Genomic DNA, 13,127 nt, shown 5'->3' on the forward strand with positions numbered 1-13,127 from the left:
AATTCCAAATATGAAACTTAATTATTCCTTAGACGATATGCGCTTATTTTGGGTGGTGGCACAGCAAGGGAGTTTTAAGCTCGCGGCGCAGCACTTAGGCATTCCACCTTCAACCTTAAGCCGTCGAATCAATCTGTTAGAACAATCCTTAGGTCTGCGTTTACTGCACAGAGACGCCCATAGAGTCAACCTTACCGCCACAGGTCAGCGGTATCTCGAACGCTGCGGCCCGCTATTTATCGAGTTAAACCAGGTATCTGGTGAGTTGCATGCGGATAAACATCAAGCGGTTGGCAAATTGCGGATCTCGGCGCCCATCAATACAACCTATCGCTGGCTGGGTGAATCACTCAACGCCTTCCAACGGCATTATCCCAATATTGATATCGATTTAAGTCTGTCGAACATGAATATCGATGTCAGTGAAAACGCCATCGATATCGCCTTTCGAGTGGGCGAACCTAAAGATCCCGATTGGATTGCAAGGCCACTTACCACAATTAGCTTTGTACTTTGCGCCAGCACATCGGCAACGCAGTGGCATGCGCTGCAATCCATTGAAGCGCTGGATCAGCATCCGGTTATCATCGCCAAGCCCACAAAAACGTGGCGTTTACAGCACAATAGCACAGGGCAAAATGTCGAGTTTGAACCAAGGGGGAATATCAAACTAGCCGTCGATGATATGGCGATTGCCTGTCAGGCCGTGGTGGCGGGGCTTGGGATTGGACTCATACCCATCAGCATGGCGAGTGAACAGATACGAAGTGGCAAACTCATTCAAATACTGCCCGAGTGGCAAGGTATTCCGCGCACCGCCTACTTGATGTATCGCGATCGGGACAACCTGCCCTTACGGGTCAGACTGTTAATTGATTTTATGCTGGCAAATCCACCCGAGGCTTATTGAGCCAATATAGGCTATTGTGCTCCACCCACTAGAGAGCTAAATCCAGCTGAGTCTGGCCGTTTAAGCTTGTGGCGACGACAAGAGTAGAATCGGCGAGGCCGACCGAAATACCCAATAGACGAATGCCACGGCCTTCTTGCCTTTCCATAGCCTGTGCGAGTAGCTCATAGAACATTACAATCGAGACTTCATCGCTGCGGTGCTCAATTGTAGTCTGCTTGAAATCGTTAAACTTAAGTTTGACCACCTGTTTATGTATTTTGCGTTCCTTAGCACTGCGACTTAAACGCAACGACAGTTCTTGGATCAAACTCGGCATCACCTGCTGGCACTGCTCTAAGCTATAAATATCCTTTGCTAACGTGGTTTCAACACCCACTGATTTGCGCTCTCTGTCGGCAGAAATACCCCGTTCATCTATGCCTTGGGAACGCTCAATCAACACGCCACCAAACTTACCGAATCGCGCTAAGAGCTCAGGTTTAGAATAAGCTTGCACATCACCACAGGTATTGAGCCCGAGCGAAGAGAGCTTTTCTGCGGTGACTTTACCAACACCGGGAATTTTACGCAGCGATAAGGTCTTAACAAACTCAGAAAGCGTCTCTGGCGTAATGATATATTGGCCGTTTGGCTTGTTCAGATCCGAGGCGATCTTAGCTAAAAATTTTACTGGCGCGATACCCGCCGATGCGGTTAAACCCGTTTCGGCTAAGATATCGCGACGAATCGCTTGGGCAATCAAGGTCGCTGAGCCCTTATATTGCTGGCACTCACTCACATCCAAATAAGCTTCATCTAAGGAAAGCGGCTCAATTAATTGGGTATAGCGAGAAAATATTTCACGAATTTGTAGCGACACTTCTTTGTAAACCTGCATCCGGCCTGGTACTAAAATCAGCTCAGGGCACAACTTAAAGGCATAAGCCGTTGCCATTGCTGAACGTACACCGAATTTACGTGCCTCGTAACTGCAAGTACTGATAACACCGCGACGGTCGCTACTCCCCCCCACGGCTAAAGGCTTGCCACGGTACTCAGGAAAGTCGCGCATTTCCACTGCAGCAAAATAGCAGTCCATATCGATATGAATAATTTTTCGCACGTTGAATTCCTCCAATGCCAAAATACTGTATATAAAAACAGTAATCAAGTATTCCTGATAGATTTGGGCCAATAAGATGTGGCCTAGCGCTGGAAAAGAGAACAAGACAAGTGTGAGGAACAACAGACATGCTTAATAACTGAGTTTCCTAGGCCATTACACTCAGTGGCCTAGGTATTTACTCAACCTAACAATCTAAGGCTCACATCTTAGTTTGCAGGTAGTTTTGCAATCCAACACGGTCAATAAGCCCAAGTTGTTTTTCGAGCCAATACATATGGTCAGACTCTGTATCGTCGAGTAATACTTCGAGGATTTCGCGGGTCTGGTAATCTTGCTTCTGCTCACACAGTGCAATCACTTTGCGCAAATCGTCCGCGACCTTGTATTCATAGGCAAGATCATTACGTAGCATCTCTTCTACATCTTTACCTATGTTCAATGCCTCACGGATTGGGTGTACCTTCGAGGAATAAAATGCGCTGCACTAATTTGGCTGCATGGGCTTTCTCATCATCTGACTCATGGGCGATACGCTCATAGAGTTCATTCAGGCCCCAATCTTCATACATATGGGCATGGACAAAATACTGATCCATTGCCGAGAGTTCTCCCGTTAGGAGTCGATTTAACGCATCGATGACGTCTTTATCGCCTTTCATATCTTGCTCCTATTGGTCGCTAATTTGCGATTGTAGATAATTTTGAATACCGGTTAGCGTAATGAGCTCTTGCTGCGACTCAAGCCAATCTAAGTGCTCTTCTTCGTCTTCGAGAATATCTTCCAGCAGATCGCGGCTCACATAGTCCTGTTCAGCTTCACACAAGCTGATCGCATCACGCAGCAATGTAAGCTGCTCTTGCACCATGGCCAGATCGCAATCGAGCATCTCTTGGCTATGTTCACCAATGCGAAGTTTTTCGAGTTGTTGCAGATTAGGCAGACCTTCCAAAAACAGCACTCGCTCGATGAGCTTATCGGCGTGCTTCATATCTTGGATGGATTTTTTGTATTCGACGTGGTTTAACTTCTCTAAGCCCCAATGTTTAAACATGCGGGCATGGAGGAAATATTGATTGATGGCGGTCAACTCACAGGTAAGCACCCGATTCAGTTGCCCAACCACTTTAGGATGACCTTTCATAAGTTACTATCCTTGGTAAGCGTGAAAAGATTGATCTAAATCAAGCTTCTAGCCTAGTACAATTTATCGACCAACTCAAATTATCTTTATATTTCACTCACTTAATGATGAAAAGCATTCTCATTCCTGCTTAGATTAACTTGCTATCCCACTCTAATCCCAAGGATAAATCTCAAATGATTAACCCGTGTAAGAAAATACGAGGCAAAAAAATAGCCCCCTAAATCGGAGGCTATGATCGAATCAAGACTATTTAGATAATGCGGTCTTTCGTTAACTTTTCACGACGCGCTTCTTCAGCGGCCATACGACGTTTACGTTTGTCACAAGGGTCATCACAATCACACGCTTTCTCAATCCCTAGAACACCTAAACCGCCACAACTTCCTTCAACGGCTTTGCGCTTGATGAGATAACCAATCGACATGAGCAAAAAGAAGACTAACAAGATCACAAATGCCGCAATAAAAGAGGTCATGGTTTACTCCAAAAACTAAATAAGGAAAGGCTTGAAGGCGTCGCTGTAATAGACCTTAAATCCGTCGCCTTGCTTTTCGATTAGCATTATCGCCAAGTGTTCCTTCTTGGCAAGCTCCAATGATGCTTCTGTGCCCAAAACCATCATGGCCGTCGCAAAACCGTCGGCCGTCATACAATTTTGATGCAATACCGTCACGGATGCTAACTTATGATTTATCGGCAAACCAGTACGCGGATCGATTATATGCGTAAAACGTTGGCCGTCTTCTTCATAATAATTACGATAGTCACCAGAAGTCGCCATCGCCATAGTACCAGGTGCAATAACCTGCTGTACGGCTTCAGAGCCATCATTGGTCGGTTGCTCTATAGCAACACGCCAAGAGCTTCCATCACCTTTGGCACCTTTGATACTCAGTTCGCCACCAATTTCAACTAAATACCCAGTCGCATGGTATTTATCAAGAATAGAAGCGATCTTATCAACCCCAAATCCCTTCGCGATTGATGATAAATCTACATATAAATGGGTGTTGTGCTTACTTAGACGATTGCCTTCAATGGAAAGTTCACTAATCCCTGTTTTGGCTTTAGCCGCATCAATATCAGCCTGTGTCGGAACTTTCGTTGGACGCTTATCAGGTCCAAAACCCCACAGATTAACTAAAGGACCTAAGGTAATATCAAGTGCCTTATCCGTCACTTGATATAAACGTATTCCCTCTTGCACCACTTTTATGGTATCCGGTGAGACTTCAACGCTTTGCTCCAATGGCAATTGGTTGAAACGGGATAATTCTGAATTAGGCCGATAGGTCGACATCTGGTCATTGACTAGCTCAAGGGCTAAATCAATTTCCGCTTGAAGTAACTGCGCCGTTGGCATCTGCTCATTCGGGACGACTTTAATGTGATAAGTCGTGCCCATAGTGCTACCGGCCAACGAAATGACTTCGTTTTGCTTAGAACAGGCTGAAACAAAAAAGGCCAGTCCCACGAGGACTAGCCAGTTAAATGAATACTTTAACGCTGAGGTATTGATCTTTAAGGTCTGAAACATAGTGACCTACTACTCTTATTTGGGCCCTTAAATGCAAAAGTTGCAGATGAAAGGTTAACCTCAACATCTGCAACTTTTCTATCTAGGACTAATGAACATTAGCCGCCGAAGTCATCCAACAGGATGTTTTCGTCTTCGACACCAAGATTTTTCAACATACCAATGACGGCAGCGTTCATCATTGGAGGTCCACACATGTAGAACTCACAATCTTCTGGAGCATCATGGTTTTTCAGATAGTTTTCATACAATACGTTATGAATAAAACCTGTGTAACCATCCCAGTTATCCTCTGGTTGAGGATCTGAAAGTGCCACATGCCATACGAAGTTATCATTCTCAGCCGCTAGGCCGTCGAAATCTTCTACGTAGAACATTTCACGCTTAGAACGTGCACCGTACCAGAAGCTCATCTTACGTTTAGACTGAAGACGCTTCAGTTGGTCGAAGATATGTGAACGCATTGGCGCCATACCCGCACCACCGCCGATAAACACCATTTCTGCATCGGTATCTTTCGCGAAGAATTCACCGAATGGGCCAGAAATTGTCACTTTATCGCCAGCTTTTAAGCTCCAAATGTAAGATGACATCTTACCGCAAGGCAGTGTCAAGTTACGTGGTGGAGGCGTAGCAATACGCACGTTCAGCATAATAATGCCGAACTCTTCTGGGTAGTTAGCCATTGAGTATGCACGGATAGTTTCTTCATCAACCTTAGATTCAAGATTGAAGAAACCGAAGTGTTCCCAGTCGCCACGGTATTGTGCAGGTACATCAAAATCTGCATATTTAATATGATGAGCTGGTGCTTCGATTTGAATATAACCGCCAGCACGGAATGGTACAGACTCGCCATCAGGAATTTGCAGCTTCAGTTCTTTAATGAAAGTGGCTTTGTTATCGTTAGAGATAACTTCACATTCCCATTTCTTGATACCAAAGATTTCTTCGTCAAGCTCGATTTCCATATCGTTCTTAACGTTAACCTGACAAGAAAGACGACAACCTTTACGGGCATCACCTTTGCTGATGTGGTCAAGTTCCGTTGGCAGAATATCGCCGCCGCCAGACTTAATCACCACGCGACATTGGCCACATGAGCCACCGCCACCACACGCACTTGATACGAAGATACCGCTGTTAGCCAAAACGCCTAACAACTTACCGCCCGCACCGGTTGTAATCGCTTTTTCAGGATCGTCATTAATGCCGATCGTGATGTCACCACTAGCCACTAACTTAGACTTAGCGAATAAAATCACTAATACTAAGATGAGGACGATAGCAGTAAACATACTCACACCGAGGTAAACCTCGAGCGGAGTAGATTTAAAAATACCAAGAATATCCATTAACTTATCCTTAGAAGGTCCAATTCAAGAAGCCGTTATGTGTCTCTTACAGAGACACACCTGAAAACGACATGAAACCTAAGGCCATCAAACCAGCGGTGATAAAGGTAATCCCTAAACCACGTAGGCCGTTAGGCACGTCGGCATACTTCAGCTTCTCACGGATACCGGCCATCAATACGATAGCTAATGCCCAACCCACTCCTGAGCCGAAACCAAACACCACACTCTCGCCTAGCTTGTAGTCACGCTCAACCATGAATGATACCGCACCGAAAATCGCGCAGTTCACTGTGATCAAAGGTAAGAAAATACCTAATGCGTTGTACAAAGGTGGAAAGTACTTGTCCAGTGCCATTTCCAGAATTTGAACCAAAGCCGCAATCACACCGATAAAGGTAATGAATTTCAAGAAGCTTAAGTCAGCTTCAGGTGCGCCAGCCCAAGCAAGTGCACCAGGAGCTAGCAGCCCTTGATAGATAACTTGGTTTGCTGGGACAGAGATAGTTAACACTACAACTACCGCAATCCCTAGGCCCATGGCTGTAGTGACTTTCTTAGACACAGCCAAGAAAGTACACATACCAAGGAAGAAGGCCAGTGCCATGTTTTCAATGAAAACAGAGCGAATTAACAGGCTAATATAATGTTCCATCGCACTTACCCTTTTGCTTCAACTTGCTCTGGCTTATAGGTACGAATAATCCAAATCAAAACACCGATCAGGAAGAACGCACTCGGAGGCAGTAGTAGCAGACCGTTTGGTTGGTACCAGCCGCCATCAGAGATCTTGTGCAGGATTTCAACACCGAACAGAGAACCGTTACCAAACAGTTCACGTACGAAGCCAACAGCTAACAGAATCGCACCGTAACCTAAACCGTTACCGATACCATCCATAAAGCTCATCATTGGCGGTGTTTTCATCGCGTAAGCTTCGGCACGACCCATTACGATACAGTTCGTAATAATCAGACCGACGAATACCGACAGCTGCTTAGAGATCTGATAAGCATAAGCCTGCAGCAATTGGTCAACCACGATTACCAAAGAGGCAATAATGGTCATCTGTACGATAATACGCACACTGCTTGGAATATGATTACGGATCATTGAGATAAACAGGTTCGAGAACGCAGTTACCGCAGTTAACGCCAACGCCATTACCAGTGCAGTTTCGAGCTTGCTCGTTACCGCTAATGCACTACATACACCAAGTACTTGTAAAGCAATCGGGTTGTTGTTGACTATAGGTCCGGTCAGAACCTGTTTCAGTTCTTTAGCGTCAGACATTAGTTGAGACCTCCATTGCGTGCTTTTTCAATGAAACTCGCAAAACCTTCTTTACCCAACCAGAATGTCAGTGAATGTTGTACACCGTTACTCGTTAAGGTTGCGCCAGATAATGCATCTACACCGTACTCAGTGCTAGCAACAGTTGGGTTTTTCGTTACGCTGATAGCGAGTTTACCTTGCTCATCAAATAACTTTTTGCCATGCCATTTCGCTTTCCACTGAGCATTTTGCACTTCGCCACCTAAGCCCGGCGTTTCGCCGTGCTCGTAGTAGACTAAGCTTTGCACTGTGTTTAGATCAGCATCCATAGCAAGGAAGGCATACATAGTAGACCATAGGCCATAACCATGGATTGGCAGAATGACACTGGTTAATTTACCTTGGCCGTCACGAACGAGGTAAACCACAGCCTTATCAGCAACACGTTTCACTGAAGCGATGTCATTCTCAGGTACAAATGAGGTTTTCACATCACGAGACGCTTTACGTTGATCATAAGTGTCAGCATCAACACCCTCAACCCAAGCACCCGTTTTTAAATCGACCAGTTTAGCTTCGATGTGTTTGCCGTATGTATCCAGAATTTGCGCTTTGGTCACTTTGCCAGCTTTAGTATCGATAAGACCAGCGGCTTCCAGAATGTACTTTTGCTTATCAAGCAGTTTATTTTCTGCTTGAGTCGGTCTCAGTAACACTGCTGCAGTAGACACAAATATCGCACAAATTAGACACAGGCCAACGACGATAAATAAGGTTCTGCCGAACGAATCTTTATTACTAGCCACGGGCAATCCTCCGCTTGATATTTGCCTGAACCACGAAGTGGTCGAACAATGGCGCGAACAAGTTAGCAAACAAAATTGCCAACATCATGCCTTCAGGGAATGCAGGGTTAATCACGCGGATAAACACAGCCATTGCACCGATCAAGATACCGTATGCCCATTTAGCTTGGTTAGTAAATGACGCTGACACTGGGTCTGTCGCCATAAACATCATGCCAAACGCAAAACCACCTAACACTAAGTGCCAGTACCAAGGCATTGCAAACATTGGATTAGTGTCGCTACCGACAACGTTAAGCAGCGTAGAAATGGCAATCATGCCCACCATTACACCGCCAACGATGCGCCATGAAGCGATACGCGTGTAGATGATGACCAAACCACCTAACAGAATCGCTAATGTAGACACTTCACCCACTGAACCTGGAATGAAACCGAAGAACGCATCCCACCAGTTTTGGTTAATTGCGTAATCTAAAGTGCCAGACGCCGCTTGGCTCAGTGCAGTTGCACCTGAGTAACCGTCAGCCACAACCCATGAGGTATCACCTGACATGTTCAACGGATAAGCGAAGAACAAGAAGGCACGACCCGCTAGTGCTGGGTTTAAGAAGTTACGCCCTGTACCACCGAACACTTCTTTCGCCACGACCACACCGAAGGTGATACCCAGCGCCACCATCCATAATGGGATAGTTGCTGGCAGCGTTAAAGCGAACAGGATAGAGGTAACGAAGAAACCTTCGTTGACTTCATGACCACGGATAGAGGCAAACAGCACTTCCCAGATACCACCGACGGCAAAGGTCACCGCGTAGATAGGTAGGAAGAAACAGGCGCCATACCACATCAGCGCAGGCCAGCCAGAGTTTGCCGTCAGTTCGGTACCGAACATGCTGAACAAACTCACTTGCCATACGTCAGGGGTAGCAAAACCAGCAACTAAAGCTAATTGAGCTTGTAAACCTACGTTGTACATACCCACGAACATCGCAGGGAAAGCACAAGCCCAAACCGTAATCATCATACGTTTTAGGTCGAGGTTATCGCGAACGTGGGTTTTGCCCTTGTTCACTTTACCTGGGGTATAAAAAATCGTGTATGCCGCTTCGAATAGGGCATAAAACTTTTCGTATTTACCGCCTTTTTCAAAGTCGGGTTCAATACGTTCGAAAAAATCTTTCAAGCTCATTAGCCTTCCCTCTCGATCGTATCTAGACAGTCACGCAGATATGAACCGTAGTCATACTTGCCTGGACATACGAACGTACACAGTGCGAGATCTTCTTCATCTAACTCTAACGCGCCTAACGTAGCAGCACCGTCAAAGTCACCTGAAATCAAGTCACGCAACAACATAGTAGGAAGAATGTCCAATGGCATTACACGCTCATAGTTACCAATTGGCACCATAGCGCGGTCTGAACCACCTGTACTGGTCGTCATGCTGAACAGACGAGAAGGAGCAAGATGTCCTAAGAATGCACGAGTGATAGAATATTTGTCTGAGCCTGGTAATACCCAGCCTAAAAATTCTTTCTCTGTACCTTCTTCTAACAGACTTACTTGAACATGGTAACGACCTAAATACCCTTGTGGGCCAACGGCTGTACGACCATTCAGAACAGAGCCTGAAATCAGACGAACATTGCCATCTAAGGCTTCACCTGCGGTTAATTCAGTCATGCTCGCGCCCACAACAGTGCGTACGAGTCTTGGCTTAGCCGCTTTAGGGCCTGCGATCGCAATAACACGTTCGGTATTGAGTTCACCCGTCGTAAATAGCTGACCAATTGCTATTACATCTTGGTAACCAATATGCCAAACGGTACGTTTTGCAGAGGCAGACAATAAGAAGTGAATGTGAGTACCGACTAATCCTGCAGGGTGCACACCGGCAAATTCTTCAACTTGGGCGTTTGCGGCAGGAATATCAGCGCCAGGCGCTTTACAAAGGTAAACTTTACCGTCAGTAAGTCTTGCTAAGACCTTAAGACCATTAGCAAAATCTTCTTTATGCTCACGGATCACCACAACGGGATCAGCGGCAAGAGGTTGAGTATCTATTGCGGTTACAAAAATACCAGCAGCAGAAGAGTCTACAGCAGGAACTTTGCTAAAAGGACGAGTACGCAAAGCAGTCCATAAACCTGATTCAATCAGATTGTCACGGACTAACTGCGAGTCGAGCGTATCAAGTGCAGTGGCATCATATTTAGCAAAGGCAACGCTGTCGTTTCCTTCCACTTCAATGACAACAGACTGCAGAACACGCTGGGCGCCCCGGTTAATGTCTAATATAGTACCACTGGCTAAAGCCGTATATTTAACGCCTAAATTCTTCTTATCTTCAAAAAGAACTTGGCCTTTTTGTACTTTATCGCCCACTTTGATCTTCATCGTTGGACGTAAGCCAATATACTCTTCACCCAAAGTAGCTACATGTTTAATGGCTGGGCCATTATGGATAACTTGCTCTGGTCCGCCTGCTATAGGCAGTTCCAATCCTTTCTTAATTGTAATCATATCCACAAGCACTACGTTTGAAGGAAAGACAATGCGCCGCGTTCCTGCTAAATACTTAGGTTTTAAACAAAACCTACTGCATTGAGCTAGCGCAGATTTATCACAGAAATGCGATCGCAATCACGCTGGTCGCGCGCATTTTACCCCAATTGACTTGGCATCGCCACGAAAATTATAGGTGATTTCAAACCTAAAATACGGATTGAAAAGAATTATGCGCTACGGCGTTCACCTTCCGACCTAGTGACTGATCAGAAAGAGAGAATATTACGGCCACTGGGTACTATAGCATTAATAATTAAAGATTTAATTTAGCAAAAAGTCGAAACGTCCACTAAACGCAGCCGAAATCGATCTTATTTGTTTCAATTGATTTAAATTCAAACAAAATAAAACTCAATTTAAAAGCGCCATTGATAACCTAAATAGCTAATACGTCCATTTTCCGATCGAATTCCGCTATTTGATGCTGTCGTAACTAATGACTCATCTAAGAGATTTTCTACCCTGAAATAAATCTCATGTTGGCGATCAAAATGATAATTCGCCGCTAAATCTACCCGCCATTGTACTGCGATAGGCTGTAATTCAGCGCCAAATTGGCCCATTTCCCGCTCGGATTGATAAAAGACATTTGCATTCAATTCATATTCGGCATATTTCATTCCAGCACTAAAATGCAATTGCTGCTCAGGTAACCAAGCCACTCTATCACCAGCCACAACGCAACCTTGGATTTCGTTACAGCTATTGGTTTGATATTCCGAATTCGAATATTGATAATTTAAGACTAATGGTAACTGTACACTACCGATATCCCACTGGTAGCCAAGATTCAGCTCAACTCCTTTGGTCAGCACATCCACGACATTGCCTTGAACCCACAAACGACTGTCGGCACATTGCGTATACCCATCACAATTCACATGAAGATTATCAAAATCTTGGACATAAGTTTTGATGCCTCCAGTAAAACGCTCACTGGCATATTGGGCACTGACTTGATATTGCAATGATACTTGCGCCTCTTTCTCAAGATTCCCCGCACTTGCGGCGGTCCATGAGCGGCGAATATCCGTACTAAAGCGCCAATCTCCAGCATCATATAAAACACCGAGTTGTGGCATCCAATCGCTGTCGGAGAAATCAGCCGCATCCAGTCCTACATAAGCTAAATCGACCTTGCGATTGACGCTCACTTGTTCATAGGCAAGCGCGAGCTTTATCTGTAATTCGTCCCAATTAAACAAAGAATCGATTGCCGAAGTAAATGCTGTTGCATCGTCGGTATAGGCCAATAATGCATTTTGTGCATCACTCACTAAACTCAAGTCCTGCTGCCATAGACTCTGTTGATCGCCAAGGCGCATCTCGGCTTTATCCGTATGATAACGGGCGCTATAGATAATTTGATGGGCACCATACTGATTCACTGATTCAGTTTGTGCCCCAAAGGAGCTGAAATCATTGTCTTGTTGTAAAGAAGCCAGTGAGACGCCATCGACTGTCGGCTGACGTTCAAATGCGGCCAACGCAGCAAGACTCTGGGCATCGAGCATCTGCGCATCAAATTGATTGAGTTGGTTTAATTGCTGCGAATAAGACTGGTAGTAAAAGTCTGTGGTGACCTTATGCCCACCATTGAGCGTAACTTGGTGAGACAGTTGGTACTTATGATGTCGCCCCTGATGTTTATCCGCCGCAGTGGCCGAATACAAACTCATAGGATCTTGTTGCCAATCGGCCTGTGTTAACCCAAGCTGAGAGCGATAACTATCATCATCGAGGAACTGGTAAGTAAACTCAGTCACCTGTGGACTTCTGGCGCCGAGTAAACTCGCGGCGTTGATTTTAAATAAGATGTCTGTCGTTTGATGGTCTGTGTCTTGACCATTGAGCAAGTGATCGGCGCCGCTATTATCTGCATAATTAACCGCGAGTATCATGCCATACTCTTTTTGCTTCACCCCCCAATTCATATCGACACTGTATTCTGAATCGGTATTGCCCTCGAGAGTCGCCTTACTATTCTCGGTCTGCTCAGCAACAGGTAAGGTTTGATAACTCACCACCCCAAACGCACCTTGCCCACCGACAGCCATATTTGCCATCGGGGTGGCAGTAACACTCTGTTGTTGTAGCAGATTAGGTAAGAGTTGTAATTGCGGTGCCGAATACGGCGCAGGAGAGAAATACACTCTATCTTGTAATACTGCAATACCTTGAGTCGCGCTGCGCATACTGATGCTCGCGGGATTTCCACTCAGATCCGCAGGCAAAACCGTCAAAGCCGTCAATTGACCTAACGCTAAACTATTAGACGTTGAATGAAATGTGTCATTGAGCTTGTTCAATTCAAGCATTTGACTGTGAAGATCATCGGCGAACGTTGTGCTAGAACAGGCAAGAGATACAGAAATTGCACAAAGTGATACAGTGAAGTAACGACTAGGCATACCAAGCTC

12 protein-coding genes and 1 pseudogene are annotated in these 13,127 nt (G+C 45.3%); 1 reads left to right on the forward strand and 12 read right to left on the reverse strand.

The window, feature by feature from the left end:
* Positions 1 to 10: 10 nt before the first annotated feature.
* Positions 11 to 910: a LysR family transcriptional regulator gene (locus L5M40_RS08415; protein ID WP_263164234.1), complete on the forward strand. Its 900-nt coding sequence runs from the start codon at positions 11 to 13 to the stop codon at positions 908 to 910.
* Positions 911 to 938: 28 nt separating this feature from the next.
* Here L5M40_RS08415 and dinB read toward each other — a convergent pair whose 3' ends face one another.
* The 12 genes and pseudogenes from dinB to L5M40_RS08475 form a co-directional block, all read right to left on the reverse strand.
* Positions 939 to 2,015 (reverse strand): DNA polymerase IV, encoded by a 1,077-nt coding sequence (gene dinB, locus L5M40_RS08420; protein WP_263175742.1) that lies wholly within the window; start codon positions 2,013 to 2,015, stop codon positions 939 to 941.
* A 202-nt stretch (positions 2,016 to 2,217) separates the two neighbouring features.
* Positions 2,218 to 2,677: pseudogene (gene bfr, locus L5M40_RS08425) on the reverse strand (bacterioferritin).
* 9 nt (positions 2,678 to 2,686) lie between these two features.
* Complete coding sequence (gene bfr / locus L5M40_RS08430; RefSeq protein ID WP_006080475.1) at positions 2,687 to 3,160, reverse strand: bacterioferritin; 474 nt, start codon at positions 3,158 to 3,160, stop codon at positions 2,687 to 2,689.
* A gap of 253 nt (positions 3,161 to 3,413) precedes the next feature.
* On the reverse strand, positions 3,414 to 3,638 hold the full coding sequence (nqrM, locus tag L5M40_RS08435; protein WP_105250019.1) for a (Na+)-NQR maturation NqrM: 225 nt from the start codon (positions 3,636 to 3,638) through the stop codon (positions 3,414 to 3,416).
* Between the two features lie 15 nt (positions 3,639 to 3,653).
* Entirely contained in the window at positions 3,654 to 4,700 is a 1,047-nt protein-coding gene (locus L5M40_RS08440) for an FAD:protein FMN transferase (RefSeq protein ID WP_105250020.1), read from the reverse strand.
* Positions 4,701 to 4,798: 98 nt separating this feature from the next.
* Positions 4,799 to 6,055, reverse strand: coding sequence for an NADH:ubiquinone reductase (Na(+)-transporting) subunit F (gene nqrF / locus L5M40_RS08445; protein WP_028761565.1), 1,257 nt, complete (start codon positions 6,053 to 6,055; stop codon positions 4,799 to 4,801).
* Positions 6,056 to 6,101: 46 nt separating this feature from the next.
* Entirely contained in the window at positions 6,102 to 6,710 is a 609-nt protein-coding gene (gene nqrE / locus L5M40_RS08450; protein WP_006080469.1) for an NADH:ubiquinone reductase (Na(+)-transporting) subunit E, read from the reverse strand.
* A 5-nt stretch (positions 6,711 to 6,715) separates the two neighbouring features.
* Positions 6,716 to 7,348, reverse strand: coding sequence for an NADH:ubiquinone reductase (Na(+)-transporting) subunit D (locus tag L5M40_RS08455; RefSeq protein WP_006080467.1), 633 nt, complete (start codon positions 7,346 to 7,348; stop codon positions 6,716 to 6,718).
* Positions 7,348 to 8,136 (reverse strand): Na(+)-translocating NADH-quinone reductase subunit C, encoded by a 789-nt coding sequence (locus L5M40_RS08460; RefSeq protein WP_028761566.1) that lies wholly within the window; start codon positions 8,134 to 8,136, stop codon positions 7,348 to 7,350. The genes L5M40_RS08455 and L5M40_RS08460 overlap by 1 nt, the downstream gene beginning before the upstream one ends.
* Entirely contained in the window at positions 8,129 to 9,328 is a 1,200-nt protein-coding gene (locus tag L5M40_RS08465) for an NADH:ubiquinone reductase (Na(+)-transporting) subunit B (protein ID WP_105250021.1), read from the reverse strand. Before L5M40_RS08465 ends, L5M40_RS08460 begins: the two co-directional genes overlap by 8 nt.
* Entirely contained in the window at positions 9,328 to 10,662 is a 1,335-nt protein-coding gene (locus tag L5M40_RS08470; RefSeq protein WP_028761568.1) for a Na(+)-translocating NADH-quinone reductase subunit A, read from the reverse strand. Before L5M40_RS08470 ends, L5M40_RS08465 begins: the two co-directional genes overlap by 1 nt.
* A 401-nt stretch (positions 10,663 to 11,063) precedes the next feature.
* Entirely contained in the window at positions 11,064 to 13,118 is a 2,055-nt protein-coding gene (locus L5M40_RS08475; protein WP_263175743.1) for a TonB-dependent receptor, read from the reverse strand.
* Positions 13,119 to 13,127: the final 9 nt, after the last annotated feature.

Source organism: Shewanella sp. SM68 (genome assembly GCF_025653925.1).
In the GTDB taxonomy this organism is placed as follows: Bacteria; Pseudomonadota; Gammaproteobacteria; order Enterobacterales; family Shewanellaceae; genus Shewanella; species Shewanella oncorhynchi.

Coding starts and splice junctions, on each gene's coding strand:
- L5M40_RS08415 (WP_263164234.1), top strand. CDS start 11: ATGAAACTTAATTATTCCTTAGACGATATGCGCTTATTTTGGGTGGTG.
- bfr (WP_006080475.1), bottom strand. CDS start 3,160: ATGAAAGGTCATCCTAAAGTGGTTGGGCAACTGAATCGGGTGCTTACC.
- nqrM (WP_105250019.1), bottom strand. CDS start 3,638: ATGACCTCTTTTATTGCGGCATTTGTGATCTTGTTAGTCTTCTTTTTG.
- L5M40_RS08440 (WP_105250020.1), bottom strand. CDS start 4,700: ATGTTTCAGACCTTAAAGATCAATACCTCAGCGTTAAAGTATTCATTT.
- nqrF (WP_028761565.1), bottom strand. CDS start 6,055: ATGGATATTCTTGGTATTTTTAAATCTACTCCGCTCGAGGTTTACCTC.
- nqrE (WP_006080469.1), bottom strand. CDS start 6,710: ATGGAACATTATATTAGCCTGTTAATTCGCTCTGTTTTCATTGAAAAC.
- L5M40_RS08455 (WP_006080467.1), bottom strand. CDS start 7,348: ATGTCTGACGCTAAAGAACTGAAACAGGTTCTGACCGGACCTATAGTC.
- L5M40_RS08465 (WP_105250021.1), bottom strand. CDS start 9,328: ATGAGCTTGAAAGATTTTTTCGAACGTATTGAACCCGACTTTGAAAAA.
- L5M40_RS08470 (WP_028761568.1), bottom strand. CDS start 10,662: ATGATTACAATTAAGAAAGGATTGGAACTGCCTATAGCAGGCGGACCA.
- L5M40_RS08475 (WP_263175743.1), bottom strand. CDS start 13,118: ATGCCTAGTCGTTACTTCACTGTATCACTTTGTGCAATTTCTGTATCT.